Annotated in this window: 21 protein-coding genes and 1 other RNA gene; 11 read left to right on the forward strand and 11 right to left on the reverse strand. The window is 56.0% G+C overall.

Annotated features, from left to right (window positions below; translation table 11 throughout):
• Positions 1-31: 31 nt before the first annotated feature.
• From IV01_RS23585 to IV01_RS23565, 5 genes are all read right to left on the reverse strand, one after another.
• Positions 32-1033 carry an extracellular solute-binding protein gene (locus IV01_RS23585; RefSeq protein ID WP_032625089.1) on the reverse strand — a complete coding sequence of 334 codons (1002 nt, stop codon included), beginning with the start codon at positions 1031-1033 and terminating at the stop codon, positions 32-34.
• Between the two features lie 216 nt (positions 1034-1249).
• The gene (locus IV01_RS23580; protein WP_032625090.1) at positions 1250-2470 is read right to left on the reverse strand and encodes a 2-octaprenyl-3-methyl-6-methoxy-1,4-benzoquinol hydroxylase; all 1221 of its coding nucleotides are present in this window, start codon (positions 2468-2470) and stop codon (positions 1250-1252) included.
• Between the two features lie 52 nt (positions 2471-2522).
• Complete coding sequence (gene ubiH, locus IV01_RS23575; protein WP_032625092.1) at positions 2523-3710, reverse strand: 2-octaprenyl-6-methoxyphenyl hydroxylase; 1188 nt, start codon at positions 3708-3710, stop codon at positions 2523-2525.
• Entirely contained in the window at positions 3707-5050 is a 1344-nt protein-coding gene (pepP, locus tag IV01_RS23570) for a Xaa-Pro aminopeptidase (protein ID WP_032625094.1), read from the reverse strand. Before pepP ends, ubiH begins: the two co-directional genes overlap by 4 nt.
• A gap of 76 nt (positions 5051-5126) precedes the next feature.
• Positions 5127-5681 carry a YecA family protein gene (locus IV01_RS23565; RefSeq protein WP_032625096.1) on the reverse strand — a complete coding sequence of 185 codons (555 nt, stop codon included), beginning with the start codon at positions 5679-5681 and terminating at the stop codon, positions 5127-5129.
• A gap of 150 nt (positions 5682-5831) precedes the next feature.
• Here IV01_RS23565 and IV01_RS23560 point away from each other — a divergent pair, with 150 nt between their 5' ends.
• From IV01_RS23560 to IV01_RS23550, 4 genes are all read left to right on the forward strand, one after another.
• Complete coding sequence (locus IV01_RS23560) at positions 5832-6041, forward strand: TIGR02449 family protein (protein ID WP_032625098.1); 210 nt, start codon at positions 5832-5834, stop codon at positions 6039-6041.
• Positions 6038-6367 carry a cell division protein ZapA gene (locus IV01_RS23555; RefSeq protein ID WP_032625099.1) on the forward strand — a complete coding sequence of 110 codons (330 nt, stop codon included), beginning with the start codon at positions 6038-6040 and terminating at the stop codon, positions 6365-6367. The genes IV01_RS23560 and IV01_RS23555 overlap by 4 nt, the downstream gene beginning before the upstream one ends.
• Before the next feature lie 30 nt (positions 6368-6397).
• Positions 6398-6576: non-coding RNA, 6S RNA (ssrS, locus tag IV01_RS26070), on the forward strand.
• A gap of 100 nt (positions 6577-6676) precedes the next feature.
• Positions 6677-7297, forward strand: coding sequence for a 5-formyltetrahydrofolate cyclo-ligase (locus IV01_RS23550; RefSeq protein WP_032625278.1), 621 nt, complete (start codon positions 6677-6679; stop codon positions 7295-7297).
• A gap of 146 nt (positions 7298-7443) precedes the next feature.
• On the opposite strand, the gene IV01_RS0124445 is transcribed toward IV01_RS23550, so the two are convergent.
• Positions 7444-7596, reverse strand: coding sequence for a hypothetical protein (locus tag IV01_RS0124445; RefSeq protein WP_032625101.1), 153 nt, complete (start codon positions 7594-7596; stop codon positions 7444-7446).
• Between the two features lie 194 nt (positions 7597-7790).
• Here IV01_RS0124445 and IV01_RS23545 point away from each other — a divergent pair, with 194 nt between their 5' ends.
• Complete coding sequence (locus tag IV01_RS23545) at positions 7791-8240, forward strand: EVE domain-containing protein (protein WP_032625103.1); 450 nt, start codon at positions 7791-7793, stop codon at positions 8238-8240.
• Positions 8241-8243: 3 nt separating this feature from the next.
• Here IV01_RS23545 and IV01_RS23540 read toward each other — a convergent pair whose 3' ends face one another.
• On the reverse strand, positions 8244-8654 hold the full coding sequence (locus tag IV01_RS23540) for a flagellar basal body-associated protein FliL (protein ID WP_032625104.1): 411 nt from the start codon (positions 8652-8654) through the stop codon (positions 8244-8246).
• 122 nt (positions 8655-8776) lie between these two features.
• Here IV01_RS23540 and IV01_RS23535 point away from each other — a divergent pair, with 122 nt between their 5' ends.
• The 5 genes from IV01_RS23535 to IV01_RS0124455 all read left to right on the forward strand — a co-directional run bounded on the left by IV01_RS23535 (position 8777) and on the right by IV01_RS0124455 (position 13723).
• On the forward strand, positions 8777-9754 hold the full coding sequence (locus IV01_RS23535) for an NADPH:quinone oxidoreductase family protein (protein ID WP_032625106.1): 978 nt from the start codon (positions 8777-8779) through the stop codon (positions 9752-9754).
• Positions 9755-10416: 662 nt separating this feature from the next.
• Positions 10417-11277: a hypothetical protein gene (locus IV01_RS25805; RefSeq protein ID WP_050507252.1), complete on the forward strand. Its 861-nt coding sequence runs from the start codon at positions 10417-10419 to the stop codon at positions 11275-11277.
• Positions 11274-11750: a DUF6392 family protein gene (locus tag IV01_RS23530; RefSeq protein WP_032625107.1), complete on the forward strand. Its 477-nt coding sequence runs from the start codon at positions 11274-11276 to the stop codon at positions 11748-11750. The genes IV01_RS25805 and IV01_RS23530 overlap by 4 nt, the downstream gene beginning before the upstream one ends.
• A gap of 66 nt (positions 11751-11816) precedes the next feature.
• Positions 11817-13370, forward strand: a complete 1554-nt coding sequence (locus tag IV01_RS23525; protein WP_032625109.1) for a bacteriocin immunity protein — start codon at positions 11817-11819, stop codon at positions 13368-13370.
• 20 nt (positions 13371-13390) lie between these two features.
• The gene (locus IV01_RS0124455) at positions 13391-13723 is read left to right on the forward strand and encodes an HNH endonuclease (protein WP_154232165.1); all 333 of its coding nucleotides are present in this window, start codon (positions 13391-13393) and stop codon (positions 13721-13723) included.
• Between the two features lie 44 nt (positions 13724-13767).
• Here IV01_RS0124455 and IV01_RS23520 read toward each other — a convergent pair whose 3' ends face one another.
• From IV01_RS23520 to IV01_RS23515, 3 genes are read right to left on the reverse strand one after another with little or no spacing between them, the layout of a single operon-like run.
• Positions 13768-14394 carry an energy transducer TonB family protein gene (locus tag IV01_RS23520; RefSeq protein ID WP_032625114.1) on the reverse strand — a complete coding sequence of 209 codons (627 nt, stop codon included), beginning with the start codon at positions 14392-14394 and terminating at the stop codon, positions 13768-13770.
• Positions 14395-14417: 23 nt separating this feature from the next.
• Complete coding sequence (locus IV01_RS25810; protein WP_050507253.1) at positions 14418-15050, reverse strand: energy transducer TonB; 633 nt, start codon at positions 15048-15050, stop codon at positions 14418-14420.
• A gap of 33 nt (positions 15051-15083) precedes the next feature.
• Positions 15084-15731, reverse strand: a complete 648-nt coding sequence (locus IV01_RS23515) for an energy transducer TonB (protein ID WP_050507254.1) — start codon at positions 15729-15731, stop codon at positions 15084-15086.
• 279 nt (positions 15732-16010) lie between these two features.
• Between IV01_RS23515 and glpT the strand changes: the two genes are divergently transcribed.
• Positions 16011-17360: a glycerol-3-phosphate transporter gene (gene glpT / locus IV01_RS23510; protein ID WP_032625116.1), complete on the forward strand. Its 1350-nt coding sequence runs from the start codon at positions 16011-16013 to the stop codon at positions 17358-17360.
• A 91-nt stretch (positions 17361-17451) separates the two neighbouring features.
• Here glpT and IV01_RS23505 read toward each other — a convergent pair whose 3' ends face one another.
• Positions 17452-18126 carry a gamma-glutamylcyclotransferase gene (locus IV01_RS23505; RefSeq protein WP_032625285.1) on the reverse strand — a complete coding sequence of 225 codons (675 nt, stop codon included), beginning with the start codon at positions 18124-18126 and terminating at the stop codon, positions 17452-17454.
• Positions 18127-18337: the final 211 nt, after the last annotated feature.

Consider the following 18337-nt stretch of genomic DNA (forward strand, 5'->3'; position numbering starts at 1 on the left):
TCAGTTCCATTAGTGCGTTTGAGCTACAGAATCAATTCCAACCCACCCGATCCATCATGCGGATGGCTTCGGCCTGGCGCTTGCCAGCCACTTCGACCGGGATGGTATCAGCCTTGAACGAACCCCAGCTCGCGACTTCAGCGGAAGGGGCGACTTTCGGGTTGGCCGGGAATTCCTGGTTGATGCCGGAAAAGATGGCCTGGGCTTCGGGGCCGGTCATCCACTCGACCATCGCTTTGGCGGCTTCCGGATGCGGCGCATGCTTGGTCAGGCCAATACCGGACAGGTTCACGTGCACGCCGCGATCCGACTGGTTCGGCCAGAACAGCTTCACGGCCAGGTCCGGGTTCTGCTTGTGCAGGCGGCCGTAGTAGTAAGTGTTGACGATGCCGACATCGCATTGCCCGGCGTTGATCGCCTCTAGAACGGCAATGTCATCGGAGAACACGTCAGTGGAAAGGTTGTTGACCCAGCCCTTGAGGATTTTTTCCGAGGCCTCTGCGCCATGGGTTTCAATCAACGTGGCCGTCAGCGACTGGTTATAGACTTTCTTGGCAGTGCGCAGGCACAGGCGACCTTCCCAGTCCTTGCCTGCCAGGGCTTCGTAAGTCGACAGGTCCGCCGGCTTCACCCGATCAGTGGAATAGGCGATAGTTCGCGCGCGCAGGCTCAGGCCCGTCCAGCTATGAGTAGAGGAGCGGTACTGCGCAGGAATATTGGCATCGATCACCGGCGAGGTGAAAGGCTGCAGAATGCCCATCTGTTCAGCCTGCCAAAGATTACCGGCATCTACGGTGAGCAACAGGTCAGCCGTAGCGTTCTCGCCTTCGGCCTTGATGCGCTGCATCAGCGGCGCTTCCTTGTCGGTGATGAACTTGACCTTCACGCCGGTCTTGGCGGTATACGCGTCGAAGACAGGCTTGATCAGTTCGTCAATCCGGGAGGAGTAAACCACGACCTCGTCGGCAGCCTGGGCGGTGGTGCCGAGCACTGTCAGTGTCAAAGCAGCCAGAAGGCGCTTGCTTGCCTGCATGGGAGTGTCTCGCATTCGAAAAATGAGGCGAAATGGTAGTGAATCCCATTTGCCACGTCTGGCTGGACGAGTAACAGAATGTTGCAGCAGGAAATCGGTTTGGCGGAAATCTGTGGGAGCGGTGCTTGCCCGCGATAAGGGCGCCGCGATTCTAAAGGGAACCGCGTCCAGCCTTATCGCGGGCAAGCACCGCTCCCACAGGATGAAGCTTGCGCGTCATAGCCGCGCCAATTCCGGCAAATCCCCACTCAACCCCAATGCCTGCCTCACAAATGTCGCCTTGGCTTCCGGTATCTGGTTAACCAGCTTCAGCCCCGTGTTTCGCAGCCAGCGCAAGGGCAGTTGATCTGCCTGGAACAAGCGCTCGAAACCTTCCATGGCAGCCATCAACGCCAGGTTGTGCGGCATGCGGCGTCGCTCGAAGCGGCTCAGTACGCGAATATCCGCCAGCCGCTCGCCACGCTCGGCGGCGTACAACAGCACTTCGGCCAGCACCGCTGCGTCAAGGAAGCCCAGATTCACCCCTTGCCCGGCCAGCGGGTGGATGGTGTGTGCGGCATCCCCGATCAGGGCCAGACCTTCGGCCACATAGCGCTTGGCGTGACGCTGGCGCAACGGCACGCATAGACGCGGGTCGGCTGCTATGACAGGACCGAGTCGGCCTTCAAAGGCCTGCTCAAGCTCGCGGCAGAAGGTCTCATCGTCCAGCGCGGTAAGGCGCTCGGCCTCTTTGGGGGTGACCGACCAGACGATTGAGCACCAGTGCTCGCCAGCGCGTTCCAGTGGCAGGAACGCCAGCGGGCCGTTATCGGTGAAGCGCTGCCAGGCGGTTTTGTGATGCGATTGTTCAGTGCGCACGCTGGTGACGATGGCGTGGTGCAGGTAATCCCATTCGCGAGTGGCTGTGCCGGTGAGTTTACGCACGGCAGAGTTGGCGCCATCTGCGGCCACAACTAGCGGCGCACGCAGTTGGCGGCCGTCGGCCAGGGTCAGCAGCCAGTCATCGCCTGAGCGACGCATCTGCTCCAGTCGCGCATTGGCCAGCAAGCCCACATCGCAATCATGCAGGCGCTCCAGCAAAGCGTCCTGAACCACCCGGTTTTCGACGATATGACCGAGCACATCGGCATGCACGCTCGCGGCAGAAAAGTGGATCTGCCCGGTGCCGCTGCCGTCCCAGACCTGCATTTCCCCATAGGGGCTGGCGCGGCGACTGGCGATGCCATCCCACACGTTCAGGCGTTGCAGGATGCGCTGGCTGGCAGCAGACAGCGCGCTGACCCGGGGCTCGAAGGGCGCCTGAGTGTCAAACGGTTTGACGCTCAGCGGGCCGCCGTCGACCACGATGATATTCAGGCCACTGCCTTGCAGTGCCAGCGCCAGGGCGCTACCGACCATTCCGGCTCCGACAATCAGCAGATCTGCGCGGGTTTCCATGCTTTAAATCGTTCTCGCTGAGGGCGTGAGCCGGTGAATACGAAACAGTGGATTAAACATTGGGCCGAGTCCCCAGCCCCATGGCCTGCCGGGCAAACCAGCGTTTGGCCGGTGGCAGCAAGTCGAGTCCCAGCAAACCGATATTGCGGCCAGCGGCAACCAGAGGCTGATTACTGCCGAACAGGCGTGTGACCTGATCGGAAAAGCCCACGGTCAGTTGCTGATCCAGACGCTGCTGTTCGCGATAGCGCTGCAAGGTCGGCAGATCACCGGGCAACGTGTCGCTGGTCAGCAAGGTGTGCGCAAGTGCGTGAGCATCACGTAGTGACAGGTTGAAACCCTGACCGGCTATCGGGTGCAGGCTGTGAGCCGCGTTACCCAGTACGACCAGATGTGAGCGCACTTGTTCTTCGGCTTCGATCAGGTTCAGCGGGTACACATGCCGCGCGCCGACCTGCTGCAAAGTGCCAAGGCGATAGCCGAACACATTCTGCAATTCGCTCAGGAAACTGCGATCGTCCAGGGCGGCCAGGCGCTGTGTGTCAGCGCCGGTGCGGGTCCAGACCAGCGCGCAACGGTTCTCCGGCAGTGGCAGCAAAGCCATCGGGCCTTCATCAGTGAAGCGCTCGAATGCCTGACCGCAATGGGCTTCGCTCGGTGTGATGTTGGCGATCAACGCACTCTGGTTGTAGGGGCGCTGGCGAACGCCGATCCCCAACTGCTCGCGCAGACTGGAGCGCCCGCCATCAGCCAGCACGGCAAGATCGCATTCCACTTCGGTTTCGTCGTCCAGCAAAAGCCGGTAGCCATCCGGCAGCGCCTGCATCTTTTTGACTTCTGCCGGGACGCGCCAAGTGACCACATCCTTGTCCAGACCTTGCCAGAGGCACTGGCCCAGCCAGGCGTTTTCCACCACATAACCCAAGGCAGGCACGCCTTCGTCCAGTGCTGACAAACGCGCGGCACCGAAGCGCCCGCGGTCAGACACCTGAATTTGCAGGATCGGCTCGGCGCGGCGGGCAATGGCTTGCCACAGGCCAAGACGTTCGTAGATTTGTCGGGCGCCGAACGACAGCGCCGAGGAGCGGGCGTCGTAACTCGGCTGATAAGTATCACCCGGCGCGAACGGTTCGATCAGTAAGATCTTCCAGCCACGTTCTTTAGCCCCAGCCTGCAAGGCCAGCGCCAGGCTTGCGCCGACCAGACCACCACCGACGATCGCTAGATTGAAACGGCTCATGCAGCGTATTCCGATTGATTGCGGGCCGCGGCCATCAGTGCTTCGATTTCAGCGACGGACTTGGGTACATCGCGAGACAGAATTTCACAGCCTTGTTTGGTTACCACGACGTCATCCTCGATTCGCACACCAATACCGCGCCATTTCTTGGCGACCTGCTGGTTGTCCGGGGAAATATAAATGCCCGGCTCTACGGTCAGCGCCATGCCGACTTCCAGCACTCGCCATTCGCCGCCAACCTTGTAGTCGCCGACATCATGCACATCCATACCCAGCCAATGGCCAGCGCGGTGCATGTAAAAAGTCTTGTAGGTCTCGTTGGCGATGAGTTCGTCCACATCGCCCTGCAACAGGCCCAGTTCCACTAATCCCGTGGTGATCACCCGAACCGTCGCTTCGTGGGCCTGATTCCAGTGTTTGTCCGGGCCGATGGCTTCGAACGCAGCTTCCTGGGATTTGAGCACCAACTCGTAAATAGCTTTCTGCTCGGGCGAGAACTTGCCGCTGACCGGAAAGGTGCGAGTGATATCGCTGGCATAGCAATCAATCTCGCAACCGGCATCGATCAGCACAACATCACCGTCCTTGAGCACGGCGTCATTCTGTTGGTAGTGCAGGATGCAGGCGTTACGACCCGAGGCGACGATGGAACCATAAGCCGGCATCTTCGCGCCGCCTTTGCGGAATTCGTAATCCAGCTCGGCTTCCAGGCTGAACTCGTGCAGGCCGGGACGGCAGGCTTGCATGGCTCGCACATGGGCGCGGGCGGAAATCTGCGCCGCTTCACGCATGACCTTCACTTCTGCCGCTGATTTATACAGCCGCATGTCGTGAAGCAGATGATCCAGCGCAACGAATTCATTCGGCGGCTGCGCACCCAGATGCGCCTTGGAACGGATCACGTTGATCCAGTCCATCAAATGCCGATCGAACTCCGGGTTGCTGCCCATGTTCGAGTACACCCGGTCGCGGCCTTCGATCAGACCCGGCAGGATTTCATCGATATCGTTGATCGGGAACGCATCATCCGCGCCGAAATCCCGAATTGCGCCTTCCTGACCGGCACGCAGGCCGTCCCATAACTCACGCTCGGGATTGCGCTCGCGGCAGAACAACACGTACTCGCCGTGTTCACGACCGGGCATCAAAACCACGACCGCTTCAGGCTCGGGGAAACCGCTCAGGTACTGGAAGTCGCTGTCCTGGCGATAGACATGCTCAACGTCGCGATTTCGAATTGCGACTGCAGCAGCAGGCAGGATGGCGATGCTGTTGGGTTCCATCTGCGCCATCAAGGCTTTGCGTCGCCGAGCGTATTCCGACTTCGGGATCTGGATCATAGGCAGGTGGATTTCCTTTTGAGCGCACCGGTCATGCTCTGCGTAGACCACGACCGGTTTCGCCGTTGCTTAACAATCAATGCAAGGAAGGTTTTGGCGCTGGCGCTGCAGGCTTGTTGCATTCGGTGAACAGCAGCAGAGGTGCGACGCGCAGGTATTCCATGACTTCCATGTAATCGCTCTCGCCGTCTTCGGACTCTTCCAGAGCGTCCTGAACCTGAGCGATGGCTGCCAAGTCCTGCAGCACTTCCATGGCTTCGCCACTGATGGCGTTGTCGCCAGCGGTCAAGCCGAAGCCGGCAAGGAAGCCCTGACACCATTGGCCCAGCGCGATAGCGCGTTCGCCCAGTGGCTCTTCGTCGCCGGGCAGCAGCAGGACAACAGTCATGTCGTCGCTGGTGAGCTCGCCTTTGACCATCTCTTGCAGGCCAATCAACGCCTGACGCACGTTGTCTTCTGGCGCGGAGCCAAGAATTTCGGTCGCATCGATCAACCAGCCATCGGCATCGAAGCCGGAACCCGCACAGCTGCGGCCCAATAACAGGCCGTGCAGTTCGGCAGGAGAGACAGGATGACCGCTGCTGCTGAGCAGGGTGGCGAATGCTTTGTACGGGGAATTCTGAATGGGCATGGGTAGCTAGTCGCCAATCGGCTCAATGTCTAGAATGAAGGCCTTGTATCGTAGACTATCCAGACCGCAAGATCACCAAGGCGTCTATTCGCGGCCATGGCTTAAAGCCAGTTCCTGTGCCACTCATCAGAAAGTATTCAGTGGGAAACAATGGAAGACACCGACCTGCAAGCGTTGATGGCCCGACTGGAATTACTGATCACTCGTGTCGAGCAACTAAAACGTCAAAACGGACTCCTATTAGCTCAGGAAAAGTCGTGGCGCGACGAACGCGCTCATTTGATTGAAAAAAACGAAATCGCCCGGCAAAAGGTCGAGACAATGATTTCGCGCCTCAAAGCCCTGGAGCAAGACTCATGAGCAATGGCAACAGCGTCACCGTACAGATTCTAGACAAAGAATATTCCATCATCTGCCCCCAGGAAGAGCGCACCAATCTGGTCAGCGCCGCTCGTTATCTGGACGGCAAGATGCGTGAGATCCGCAGCAGCGGCAAAGTAATTGGTGCCGACCGCATCGCCGTGATGGCGGCTTTGAACATTACCCACGATTTGCTGCATCGTCAGGATCTGCCTGACGTGCAGGCCAGTGGCTCGACCCGCGAGCAGGTCCGGGATTTGCTCGATCGCGTTGATCTTGTGCTCGCCACAGACGCCGATTCGCCACCGGATGCACCTCGGGGCTGAATCTTGCGGCAAGTTTCGTTATACTTGCGCCGCTCCCTGGAGTGCTTGCCAGTCGGTCATGTCCCTGAGCCGATACGCACAACCACGGGGGTTGCACGTTGGGGTTGGTGTGCATGTCCGCTCGACGGAAAGCCTTAAAACCTCCTGCAATCTCCACCTTGAACTTTCGGGTTCAAGGGCTACACCGACAGCGGTTCGTCGGGGAGTCTCAATTCTGTTCGTTGCCGGTCTAGGCCGACAACAGTCATCACGAGGTCGCCGCCATGGCGCTCTCGATCTGGTTCAACCTTTATGGATCAGCCCGCGCTCATGACCTGTGATGTTCCGCTCACCCGTCAGCAATTGCGCCGTAAGCTACGCAAGGCTCGTCGCGCCCTGAGCGCCCGCGAGCAGCGCGCAGCCGCCCGCGGCCTCTATAGGCAGCTGGCACAACATCCGTTATTTCGCCGCGCCCGCCACATCTCGCTATACCTGCCCATGGACGGTGAAATCGATCCGCGCCTGTTGCTGCGCGCCGCTCAACGTCGAGGCAAGGCGACCTACCTGCCGGTGCTCAGCGCCTGGCCGCGAACCAAAATGGTCTTTCAGCGCGTCATGCCCGGCGAGAAATTCAAACCTAATCGTTTTCGTATTCCGGAACCGCGCATCAACCCGGCGAAACAACGCAAGATCTGGGCGCTGGATCTGATCCTGATGCCGCTGGTGGGTTTCGACGATGAAGGCGGGCGGCTGGGCATGGGCGGCGGTTTCTACGACCGCAGCCTGGCTTATCGATCACGCAGAAACGCTTGGCAGAAACCCACATTGCTGGGGCTTGCTCATGAATGTCAGAAGGTCGAGCGTCTGGCGCAGGCCAGTTGGGACGTGCCGCTGGATGGCACGGTGTCGGACAGGCGTTGGTATCTGGTGTGTCGCGCGGAAAACGCATGACCCCTGTGGGAGCGGTGCTTGCCCGCGATGAGGCTAGCGCGGTTCGGTTAGATCGCCTAAACCTTATCGCGGGCAAGCACCGCTCCCACAGAAAAGCGCATTTCAATTCAAAAGATTGTTTTTCGAGCGATCCGGGTATTAGAAAATCAATGCCTCGAAGGATATTTCTGCTGCTGTTGAGTAATTTCAACTGGCGCATCAGTCTTGTTGGCCCACAGACTCTGCGCGTAACCCGTAGTGACGACACCCAAACCGAACAAAATAACCAAAATCCAAAGTAAATCCGGTTTGCGTTTCATTGATTGCCCTCCTTAGGCGAATCAATACGTTGTCAGCAGCGGTTTCCGTATCGGCCGTGCAGCAGCGTGGAGCTTAAAATCCCGGCATTCTGCGACAACGATCACAGACACGCAAACGATCATGTGAGCCAACCGTCGGTTTGTCATGAAACTGTCCGACAACTTGCCCGTTCAACCTTTCAGGGGTAACAACAATGGCCTATTGGCTGATGAAATCCGAGCCCGATGAGTTTTCCATCACCTCGTTGCAAGGCCTTGGAAAGGCGCGCTGGGACGGTGTTCGCAACTATCAGGCGCGTAATTTTCTGCGAACGATGGAGGTCGGCGACGAGTTTTTCTTTTATCACTCCAGTTGCCCAGAGCCTGGAATCGCCGGCATCGGCCGCATCAGCCAGGCTGGCTACCCCGACCCGACAGCACTGGATCCGCAAAGTCACTACTTCGACGCCAAGGCCAATTCAGATAAAAACCCATGGACGGCCATCGACGTCGAGTTTGTCGAGGCCTTCAAGAAAGTGCTGAGCCTGGGCTATCTCAAGCAGCAGACGGCGCTTGAGCAGTTGCCCCTCGTGCAAAAGGGCAGCCGCTTATCCGTCATGCCGGTGACCGCCGAACAGTGGTCGGCGATCATGGCGCTGCGTTAACGCTTACTGAACGATGAAGTTGTTGAACAGCAGATCTTCAACCACTGGCTTGCCTTCCTCGTCGGTCATGACCTGCTGAACCTGCTTGAGCGCTTCCTGACGGATCTTCTCTTTGGCTTCCGCGCTGCTCATGGTGTCTACGGTTTGCTGGGAGAACAGCGCCACCAGTTGGTTGCGAATCAGCGGGTCGTTACGTTTCACTGCCGCCTGAGCTTCCGGACCGGTTACGCGCAGCGCGATGTCGGCTTTATAGACGCGCAGCTTCGGGCCGCCATCCAGCGCGTAGTTGCCCACGAACGGAGGCGTCAGGGACACATAAATAGCCTTCGGCGCTTCGCCCTCTTTGGCTTCTTCCTGCGCCAGAGCGATACCGGGCATCGACAGGGCCAACAACATCAAGATCCACGCTTTCACAGTCCACTCCTTCATCGTTTAGCCATCTAGCTTATACAGGCTCATCAGGCCGGGTCATGCTGATTGACCGAAAAATACACATACCTGAACGTATCGGCCACAAATCCAAAAGGAATAGTCCGATGAAAGCCTTGCTGTGCAAAGCGTTTGGCCCCGCCGAAACCCTGGTGATCGAAGACATCCCCAGTCCGCAGATCAAGAAGAACGAAATCCTGCTGGACGTCCACGCCGCTGGCGTCAACTTCCCCGACACGCTGATCATCGAAGGCAAATACCAGTTCAAGCCGCCATTCCCGTTTTCTCCGGGTGGCGAAGCGTCCGGCGTGGTGGCGCAAGTCGGCGAGAAAGTCACCCACCTGAAAGTCGGCGATCGCGTCATGGCCCTCACCGGCTGGGGCAGCTTTGCCGAGCAAGTCGCGGTGCCGGCCTACAACGCGTTGCCCATGCCCAAAACCATGGACTTCAATACCGCCGCCGCCTTCAGCATGACCTACGGCACCTCAATGCACGCCCTCAAACAACGCGCGCACCTGCAACCGGGCGAAACCCTGCTGGTGCTCGGCGCATCCGGCGGCGTCGGCTTGGCTGCGGTGGAGATCGGCAAAGCCATGGGCGCGCGCGTCATCGCCGCCGCCAGTTCTGCGGAGAAACTGGAAGTTGCGAAAAACGCTGGCGCCGACGAACTCATCAACTACAGCGAGAGCAACTTAAAAGACGAAATAAAACGCCTCACCAATGGCAACGGCGTCGACGTGATCTACGACCCGGTCGGCGGCGACCTTTTCGACCAGGCCATCCGCTCCATCGCCTGGAACGGCCGCCTGCTGGTCGTGGGTTTCGCCAGCGGCCGCATCCCCGAACTCCCCGTAAACCTCGCCCTGCTAAAAGGCGCCTCAGTCGTCGGCGTATTCTGGGGCTCGTTCGCCCAACGACAACCCGAAGACAACGCCGCCAACTTCCAGCAACTGTTTGCCTGGTTTGACGAGGGCAAATTAAAGCCGCTGGTTTCGCAGGTTTATCCGTTGAGTGAGGCGGGTGAGGCGATTGATTCGTTGGGTAAACGTAGGGCGGTGGGGAAGGTGGTGGTTAGTATCAAGTAATTAGGGGGTGCCCTGCGTTCTAAGCCGGGCATTACAACTTTTTACTAATTGCTGCTCTATGAAGATATATCATTTTTACGGGTCTCCGAGGGCTGAATTAAATAATTACATAGCTGTGCACATGCGGTAATTATTTACCTCATTTATGCTTTAAGTTTAAGTAACTTGTCGCCATACAGAAAAGGAGAAACTGTATGAGCGATACTTAAGGATATTTAGAGCTTCCACCCATTGATGTTACTGATAAACCGGATAAGCCTGCGCCAGATGGTAGGCCAGGAGGCTCCAATGGTTCGGGCAGCAACTGGAATATTGGTTTCGGTTCGGGCGGTGGAAGTGGCTTTTTCAGTGGCGGTTTCGGCGGTTCGAGTCGCAAGAAAGCCAAGAAACGCGCCAAGGCGAGGAAGCGCGAACGTGCCCGGCAGCGTGCTGAGGCCGAGGCTCGAGCGAAGGCCGAAGCCAAAGCGCATGCACAAACACTGCGCGAAGCTGCTCACAGGCAGTCCATCGAAACTCTGGGTCAAAGCTATCCAGAAAAGATAATTGCGTTAGATCAGACATATGCTTCAAAAGCAGCAACACTGGCTCAAGCACTTGAATCAGAAATACTGGCTGCTAGAAAACCGCCCAATTCCCCAGGGAATGAGCGCTGGCAGCTGTATTTGGTTTCAAAAGAAAAGTCCGAACTCGAAGGGCTGATCGCCCAAAAAAATGCCGAGCTACAAACAAAGTTAGCTCAGGCCAACTCGTTCAATGGGCGTAACCCGCTGACGCAAGGGGTTCAGGATTACAAAGATGGCTTGGCTCAAAACAGCGCTAACAGCCCGGAACTCACCCAACAAGCACATGAGAAATGGGAGCATGCCTACAGTGCGGCGCATGAGGCCAGGATACTTTCGGAATCAATAAAAACACTGGGTGATAAGTCACGGGCCTTGTCTGCTTATCACGCAGAACAAGCGGTTAGATGGCGGGAAATTGATGCGCTGCATGAGTCGCGCCGCCAGTATGCGGAGCGGCGCGAAGAGCAAATCAAGCACAAGACCCGCGTCGATGAAGAGTCACGCCGGGAGTTAGTCAAAGCCGCAAATACGCTTCAAGCACCCGCCGCGACGATGGCTACGGGCGCTGTAGTGTGGGGCAGAACCGGGGTTCTGGTTGCCGAAGGCGCAGCCGCTGCGCTTGGTTTGGATATCGATCACATCGTATCGAAGCAGGCGTTGAAGAGGCACATCGTACGAGTTTATCCAGAGATGCCTGGAAAAATGTTGGAAGGCTATCTGGCTAGAGGACCCAGCATTGCAATCCCTCATGAGGTTCACCGAAGATTCAGTGAAACCTACAAGGGTAGAAACACGAAGGAAAAACAGGCGCAGGACGCGAAGGACTTGAGGGCTGCTGTTAATAGCAATTTTGATGCGATCAAAACTGGTTTGCTGGAAATGGGTTTTGAGGAAGCGCAAATCGAGAAAGCCCGTGAAGAATTGCATGAGTTAAACAAAGAGCAGGGGTGGTATGAATGAGTGCGTCGACGATTGAAAGCTGGATCAAGCATCTAGGTCAAACCCATGAGTATCTGTTGTCAGAATCACTGATCCCTGGGGATGAAGTTGTGGAGGTGTTTCCTGGTGACGACGATGTTTATTTAGAGCCTGAGAAAGGCATCAGTATGAAGTTTTGTGATGACGACGGCAGGTTTGAGTCCTTCACCATCACGCTGGTTAAGCTTTTTCCTGAAGAGCACGAGTACAAGGGGGAGTTGCCAACTCCGTACAATACTAATATGAATAAATTAGGGGTTCATGATTTATTCGGTTTACCGTACAAATCAGCTGGTCCGGCAAAAATTCCCCATCCAACCGGATCGACCGGTGGATGGGATTCTTACCCGCTCGATCAGTCGATGTACCCTAATGTCGAAGTGGTTTTTCACTACCTCAAAACTACCCAAGTTGATTACATTGCTTTTGGATTAATAGACAAAGGCCACGATTAATAAAAAGCTGAACCCTCCTTTCACCCAAGGACGGTTCAGCCTTTTCCATGCTATGGAATAGTAAAGATGGAACTTAAACAAAAGTTGCAGGATTACACGCAGGCAGAGTTTGGTGACTTTGTTAGCCAAATCACAACAGTTGCTGTTTCAGAAAAAGCGCACAACCGAATGATTTCGCACTTTGATGCGATTGTTGGCCATCCTAAAGGCGCTGATCTGATCTTCTATCCGGAGCTAAGTGAATACGACAGTTATCTCCCTGCAGAGGGTGTGATTGTTTCACAGGTCAAGCAATGGCATAACAATAAAGGGCAAGCAGCTTTCAAAGATGACGCGCTTCCGCAAAGACCCCCGAAGCTTAGCAGTCAAGAGCAAGCCTGGAAGGCATCTTCTGCAAATATGAACAAGCTGCAAGCTTTAATTTCAAAAGCAAGTCAGGCTGACGAAGTGGTAGATCGCGCATTCGTTAGCCTTGAGGCATTGTTAAACTCGGCTGAAAGTATCCTGAAGAAAGAGGCCGGTCGCGCAAGCGATCAACAAACCTACGCAAATCTTGAAAAAATACTGGAGCAGCTCGAAGCAGCAGACCACTGGTTAATTACTGCGCTTCAAAGTCACGCTTATCATAAGTCGGGTTTTGAATTTGCTAGGCAAGACGCTCAACGCTCATTATCCAGCCCGTATCTCCATAAAGATCTACAAGTGTCCATTCACCGGCTAGCGAATGAAGCGGGCGGCAAGTACCAGTCGCGATTAGCTCAATTCAAGCAGCGTCAGCACGCTATTTTCCCCCGGGCGGAAGCTGTGTTGAGTCGTCTAGAAGAATCGCTTGTTTCGGCCGCGACGATCCTGAAATCTGGGCCAGCCATAGCGGCTAATACGTTTATCGTGCCTTTGGAAGATGTAGGTTCAACCCCGCGTATATTAACCACTATTCCAGAAACGTCGGCGTCATTTGAAAGGGTGGCTATCGATCTGAAAAAATCTATACGTTCGGCAGTGGCGGGTCTTTCGTGGTTAACCCCGGCCGCGGATGGGAAAACAATAGGCTGGGCGAATATTTTCTCATTTGAATTCAGCCGGCGTGGTTGCGGGTTGCCATTTGCTTTGACGACACCTCTATCGGAGCTGATGCCGATTGAAGGGGTTGACTGGAGTGAAATGGCGGGGCAACGCACAGATGTTCCTTTGAAATTTCGTCTTTGCTCGGGGGTGTCAGGGGTAAGCGTTAAGGTTCATTGGGGCTTGAAGGAAGTCACCGAATTTGCGTATCTGGCAGTGGTGCATGTAGATCAGCTGTCTCCGTCCGCAAAAGTAAGCGTCCGTGCAGCCCAATGGGATCGTGCGAAAAACGCCTACTATTTTGACAGCCCAAGCTCTCCCGGTAACAGAGTTTACTGGTCTTCAGATTCGTTGCCTAAGATCGAAAGCAACTGGCCTCCTACGACCAACCGGATCAATGCCTCGGGTTATAAAGCGCCGGTGGCTACCCCGGTGGTCGAGACAATCGACAACTCGGCTCAGCTAAACTTCGATGACTGCATTGTCGTATTTCCACCAAGCACAGGAATTGACCCAGTCTATGTGATGTTCAAGGCTGTAGGGAATACGCCGGCTTGACAAGTGGCGCTGGACAGCCAGTGACCACCGATTGGCGAACACGTTGTTTGGTCGATGGCGGAGCGGCTATTCCCGCCAAAATTGCTGATCAACTACGCGGCAAGATCTTCAAGCGTTTTGATCTGTTCACGGAGGATTTTTGGAAAGCGGTTGCGAAAAAAGCGGAATTTTCCGCACAGTTTTCAGCAGAAGACTTGGTCGTCATGAAGAGCGGTAAGGCACCGTTTGTTCGCCCCACTTCTGCGAATGGAAAAGCAGGATTATTTGACATAAACCATGTGGTAGCCCCTGAAATAGGAGGGGGTGTCTATGACATGGACAACATGCGTGTGGTAGTGCGTCAGACTACCTAAGTTGATCCTTAGCTACCCCGCTAGCAACAGCGGGGTTTTTGCATCTACAACAAAGCCCTTACACGAGTAGGCAATTGATCCGCATAATGAGCCTTCGGATCAGCCTTGCAGCGCTCGGTTATTTGCGGGATCGCGTTGATGAAATCATCGACTAATGCTTGTCTTTCGTCCTGAGAGAAAAACACGCTGATGACGGCGCCCTCAAACAGGTAGTGTTTGGTGTCGTTAAATATTTTTGTTTCTGCGGGGTCTTGGCGGTGTCGACCCCAGATAAGTTCGTTATTCAGCTGGCTACAACGCAGTTTTTTCAGATCAACATTTAGGGTTAGATGGGCGTTGTTTACAGTTCTGCCATTAAACCGATACGTGATGAGCGTGCTCTCGCCTTCGGATTTGTCAGTTGGAGGTGTCCAGGGTTCGAAGCGCCAGCTTGAGACGACTTTACTCAGTGCCGTCCCCAGACGGGGATCAGAAGTCTTGACAACCTCTCTGAGAGAAACCGTGCCATTGGCGTGGATAAATATTCGAACCGTCGCCGTACCTTTTTGCCGGTCACGCAGCATCTCCTCGGGGTAATCGGGGTCTGGCAAATAGATGGGTTTAGGGTAGGAGTTGGTTGCCTGGGCAAGTGATGACAAAAGCAACGTAGAGACGAGCAGTAAAAAACGCATTTGTATCTCCGTAGTCGTCAGCACTACAACAACGCCCGAACCCGCTCAGGCATCTGATCCGCATAAAAAGCCCCGGGACTGGCGTCGCAGCGCGCGACGATTTGCGGGATCGCCTGGGCGAACTCGATGTGTAGAGCCATGCGGTCGGATTCCGACAGTTGCGTGGTCAAAACTCCTTCCGACAGGTAGCGCAATACGTAGGAAAACACGCTCAGTTCATGGAGTTGTTTTGCTGGTTGATGCCGGTTTCGCTCGGCAACCTGAGCGTTGACCCGTGTGCAGGGCAGCCTGCTCAGGACGGCGTTGATGTCCATCGGCAGTTGAGTGCGGTTGCCGAAGGCGAAGATCATCGGCGCGACGACTTCCACGCTGGCGGGGCGCTCGGCTGTGACTTCCCAAGGCTTGAACTTCCATTGCCTGACGGCTTTTTTGGAGGCCTTCGAAAAAAGCGGATTATCGCTTTTCAGAATCTTGATATCGGTAACCGATCCATTGGAATGCACGACGAACTGCATTCGGGTTGCACCAGCGATCCCGGAATCTCTGAGCTCTTGCGGGAATTTCGGTTTGGGGGTGTAAACAGGAATCAGCGTTACGTTATCGGCAAATGCCGAAAACGACACACTCAAGCAGAGTGCAAGCAGCCAGCGTTTCATGGTGAAGCTCCTTCTTTCAAAAACAGATCGTCCCTACTGGTGCGACACCAGAACGCCGCGAATCTCGTGGGGCAGGTAATTGCCATATCGGGCATCGGGATTTTGTTTGCAGGCTTTAACAATCGCGGGCACCGCTTGATCCAACTCGGTGAGCAGGGCTGAGCGTTTGGCTTTGTTCGTTACCTGATGGGTGACATAACTGCTGGCGAGGTATTTTCGTGTTTGCCAGAACACGTCGACTTTGCTCAAGGGTTCCAGCGGAAAATTGCGCTCACTCAATTCCACCTCCTGGTAGAGGTAGCTGCACCGGGTGTTTTCCAGCCCTACGCTGATTTCTTTGGAAAACGGCTCCAGCCCGTGGGCGCCAAAGATAATCGGCACCGTGATGTCGACTTTCTCTGGCCTGCCTTGTGTTGTGCTCCACGGTTGATAGCGCCACTTGCTCAGGGTGTGTTGCGCGGCTTCGGCAAACTTCGGGTGGCTGCTTTCGACGATTCGGGTTTTCTCGACCTGGCCCGAGGCATTGATGGTCATCTCCACCAACACTTTGCCCGGATGAGCACTTTTCAGCAGCTCCCGGGGGTAAGTCGGTTTCAGCCCCGTCATCAGGCTCAGAAAGGCGTCGTTCGCCAGGGCGAGCGTCGGCAAACAGCACAGCACGATAAACGCGAAAAATTTCACCACGGACCTCGAATGCTCATCGCGGGCTGATCGCCCAGCGTGCGAGCGATGGTACGTGGCGAGTTTGTAGGACCAGAAGCCTGTCGGGTCTGATGTGGTTGTAGGAATGGTCCTAATCGTGGCGCATTTTGTTACACATGAGCCGAATGTTCAGAAAACAACACGTTGCGGCCGTTGGTGCGCTCTTTATTGAAATTCACAGGTAGAAGGCACTGCTTTTTTCTGTAACGAAAATGTAATATTCGCTTTCGCGCAGAAAAACAATAAATGGAGTCCAGGATGTTTGCTTTCTTCCGCCCCGCAGCACATCAGGCGCCCCTGCCTGAAGAGAAAATCGACAGCACTTACCGGCGGCTTCGCTGGCAGATCTTCGCAGGCATTTTCATTGGATATGCGGGTTACTACCTGCTTCGTAAAAACTTTTCCCTGGCCATGCCTTATCTGATTGATGAGGGCTACACCCGTGGGCAACTGGGCGTGGCGATGTCGGCGATTGCGATTGCTTACGGCTTGTCCAAGTTCCTGATGGGCATCGTGTCCGACCGTTCCAATCCTCGTTACTTCCTGCCTTTTGGCTTGCTGGTGTCGGCGGGCGTGATGTTCGTGTTCGGATTCGCGCCTTGGGCGACGTCCAGTGTGACCATTATGTTTATCCTGCTGTTTATCAACGGCTGGGCCCAGGGCATGGGCTGGCCGCCAAGCGGGCGGACCATGGTCCACTGGTGGTCGCAGAAAGAGCGCGGCGGCGTGGTGTCGGTGTGGAACGTGGCGCACAACGTGGGCGGCGGTCTGATCGGTCCGTTGTTCCTGTTGGGTCTGGGCTGGACCAACGACTGGCACGCGGCGTTTTATGTGCCGGCTGCTGTGGCGCTGCTGGTGGCGGTGTTTGCCTTTGCAACCATGCGCGACACCCCGCAATCGGTAGGCTTGCCGCCGATCGAGCTTTACAAGAACGATTACCCTGAAGGCTACGATGCCAGCCATGAAGAAGAATTCAGTGCCAAGGAAATCTTCGTCAAATACGTGCTGCGTAACAAAATGCTCTGGTATATCGCGTTGGCTAACGTGTTCGTCTACCTACTGCGCTACGGCGTATTGGACTGGGCGCCGACCTACCTGAAAGAAGCCAAGGGCTTTTCGGTCGACAAGACTTCATGGGCTTACTTCCTGTACGAGTGGGCTGGTATTCCGGGCACGCTGTTGTGCGGCTGGATGTCGGACAAGATCTTCAAGGGTAACCGTGGCCTTACCGGTGTGGTGTTCATGGTCTTGGTGACCATCGCGACCCTGGTTTACTGGCTTAATCCGCCAGGCAACCCGACGGTAGACATGATCGCGCTTGTTTCCATCGGCTTCCTGATCTATGGCCCGGTGATGCTGATCGGCCTTCAGGCGCTGGAACTGGTACCGAAAAAAGCCGCTGGTACCGCTGCGGGCTTTACCGGTTTGTTCGGTTACCTGGGTGGCTCGGTGGCGGCCAGTGCGGCAATGGGCTACACCGTTGACCACTTCGGCTGGGATGGCGGGTTTGTCTTGTTGATCGGTGCTTGCGTGCTGTCCATCGTCTTCCTGCTGCCGACGTTGTGGCACAAGCAGGTGGCGAGTACGTCGCGTGAAGTGAGGGCTTAATCTAAATCTTTACGAGCTGCCTCAGGCTGCGAATGGCGATATCTATGATTGGCCGCTTCGCAGCCTGCGGCAGCACCTACAGGGTTATGCTTTAGATCACTTGGCAATCAGCTCCGCAACGCCTTAATCGCGCCTCCAGATTCAAATCCGGCATGGCGTGGCTGCGCAAGGCGTTGGCGGTCTGTTCGACGTAATCGCGTGTCGTTCCATAGCGACCGCTGGCGCTGGCCAGCACCTGGCTAAGCACGTTATCCGGCAGGTTGCCCGCATAGCTGGGCAGATGTCGTTCCAGCACAAACCCCAAAGCCTGAACCCTCCGCCCATCTGCAAGACGGCAGCTCAACCAGTGTGGGCGATAGGAAGGGAAGGGCATTTCCCTTTGCCAGAGAGCGAGCAGCGATTCATCGAGGTTTTCTTCCGGCAAGCGATAGGCGAAACCGCTGCACGAGCCGCCGCGATCCAGGCCGAATACAAGGCCCGGCATTTCCGGCGTCCCGCGATGTTCGTGAGACCACAGGTACAGGCCACGGTGATAACCATGAATGCGCCCGCGTTGACGTTCAATGGCGGTGCACTCCGGGCGCCAGATTAATGATCCGTAAGCGAACAACCACACCGGGCCACCTTGGTGGCGCTGCATGGTTGCGTCCCTCGAACTGATCAGTTGTTCGCGGGTCAGCTGTGGCCCGAGATCGATGACTGGCGGATAGGCCAATCCCAGGCCGTCATGTACAGCGGCCGACAAGCTGTTGATTTGATTCCCCATTTGGCCCCCCTGGCGAATGACTGCCAGTTGCAGCAAGTAGTGCTGGATGAATTGAGCGTGTGCCATGGGCGAAAAAAGGTATTCGCCAACGTAAAACTTGCTAATCAGACTGGTCGCGCAGCTCTGCGGTCACCTTGCACTGCTGAAACCATTGCACATAACTGATGCAATTAACAATCCAATCCAGGCGGGTCTCGCCCGCTGTTCCGAT

The sequence above is a fragment of the Pseudomonas syringae genome (genome assembly GCF_000737245.1).
Classification (GTDB): domain Bacteria; phylum Pseudomonadota; class Gammaproteobacteria; order Pseudomonadales; family Pseudomonadaceae; genus Aquipseudomonas; species Aquipseudomonas syringae_J.

Coding starts and splice junctions, on each gene's coding strand:
- IV01_RS23565 (WP_032625096.1), bottom strand. CDS start 5,681: ATGCCCATTCAGAATTCCCCGTACAAAGCATTCGCCACCCTGCTCAGC.
- IV01_RS23535 (WP_032625106.1), top strand. CDS start 8,777: ATGAAAGCCTTGCTGTGCAAAGCGTTTGGCCCCGCCGAAACCCTGGTG.
- IV01_RS23555 (WP_032625099.1), top strand. CDS start 6,038: ATGAGCAATGGCAACAGCGTCACCGTACAGATTCTAGACAAAGAATAT.
- IV01_RS25810 (WP_050507253.1), bottom strand. CDS start 15,050: ATGAAACGCTGGCTGCTTGCACTCTGCTTGAGTGTGTCGTTTTCGGCA.
- IV01_RS23505 (WP_032625285.1), bottom strand. CDS start 18,126: ATGGGGAATCAAATCAACAGCTTGTCGGCCGCTGTACATGACGGCCTG.
- ubiH (WP_032625092.1), bottom strand. CDS start 3,710: ATGAGCCGTTTCAATCTAGCGATCGTCGGTGGTGGTCTGGTCGGCGCA.
- IV01_RS23530 (WP_032625107.1), top strand. CDS start 11,274: ATGAGTGCGTCGACGATTGAAAGCTGGATCAAGCATCTAGGTCAAACC.
- IV01_RS23520 (WP_032625114.1), bottom strand. CDS start 14,394: ATGCGTTTTTTACTGCTCGTCTCTACGTTGCTTTTGTCATCACTTGCC.
- IV01_RS23525 (WP_032625109.1), top strand. CDS start 11,817: ATGGAACTTAAACAAAAGTTGCAGGATTACACGCAGGCAGAGTTTGGT.
- IV01_RS0124445 (WP_032625101.1), bottom strand. CDS start 7,596: ATGAAACGCAAACCGGATTTACTTTGGATTTTGGTTATTTTGTTCGGT.
- IV01_RS23585 (WP_032625089.1), bottom strand. CDS start 1,033: ATGCAGGCAAGCAAGCGCCTTCTGGCTGCTTTGACACTGACAGTGCTC.
- IV01_RS23550 (WP_032625278.1), top strand. CDS start 6,677: ATGACCTGTGATGTTCCGCTCACCCGTCAGCAATTGCGCCGTAAGCTA.
- glpT (WP_032625116.1), top strand. CDS start 16,011: ATGTTTGCTTTCTTCCGCCCCGCAGCACATCAGGCGCCCCTGCCTGAA.
- IV01_RS23560 (WP_032625098.1), top strand. CDS start 5,832: ATGGAAGACACCGACCTGCAAGCGTTGATGGCCCGACTGGAATTACTG.
- IV01_RS23580 (WP_032625090.1), bottom strand. CDS start 2,470: ATGGAAACCCGCGCAGATCTGCTGATTGTCGGAGCCGGAATGGTCGGT.
- IV01_RS23545 (WP_032625103.1), top strand. CDS start 7,791: ATGGCCTATTGGCTGATGAAATCCGAGCCCGATGAGTTTTCCATCACC.
- pepP (WP_032625094.1), bottom strand. CDS start 5,050: ATGATCCAGATCCCGAAGTCGGAATACGCTCGGCGACGCAAAGCCTTG.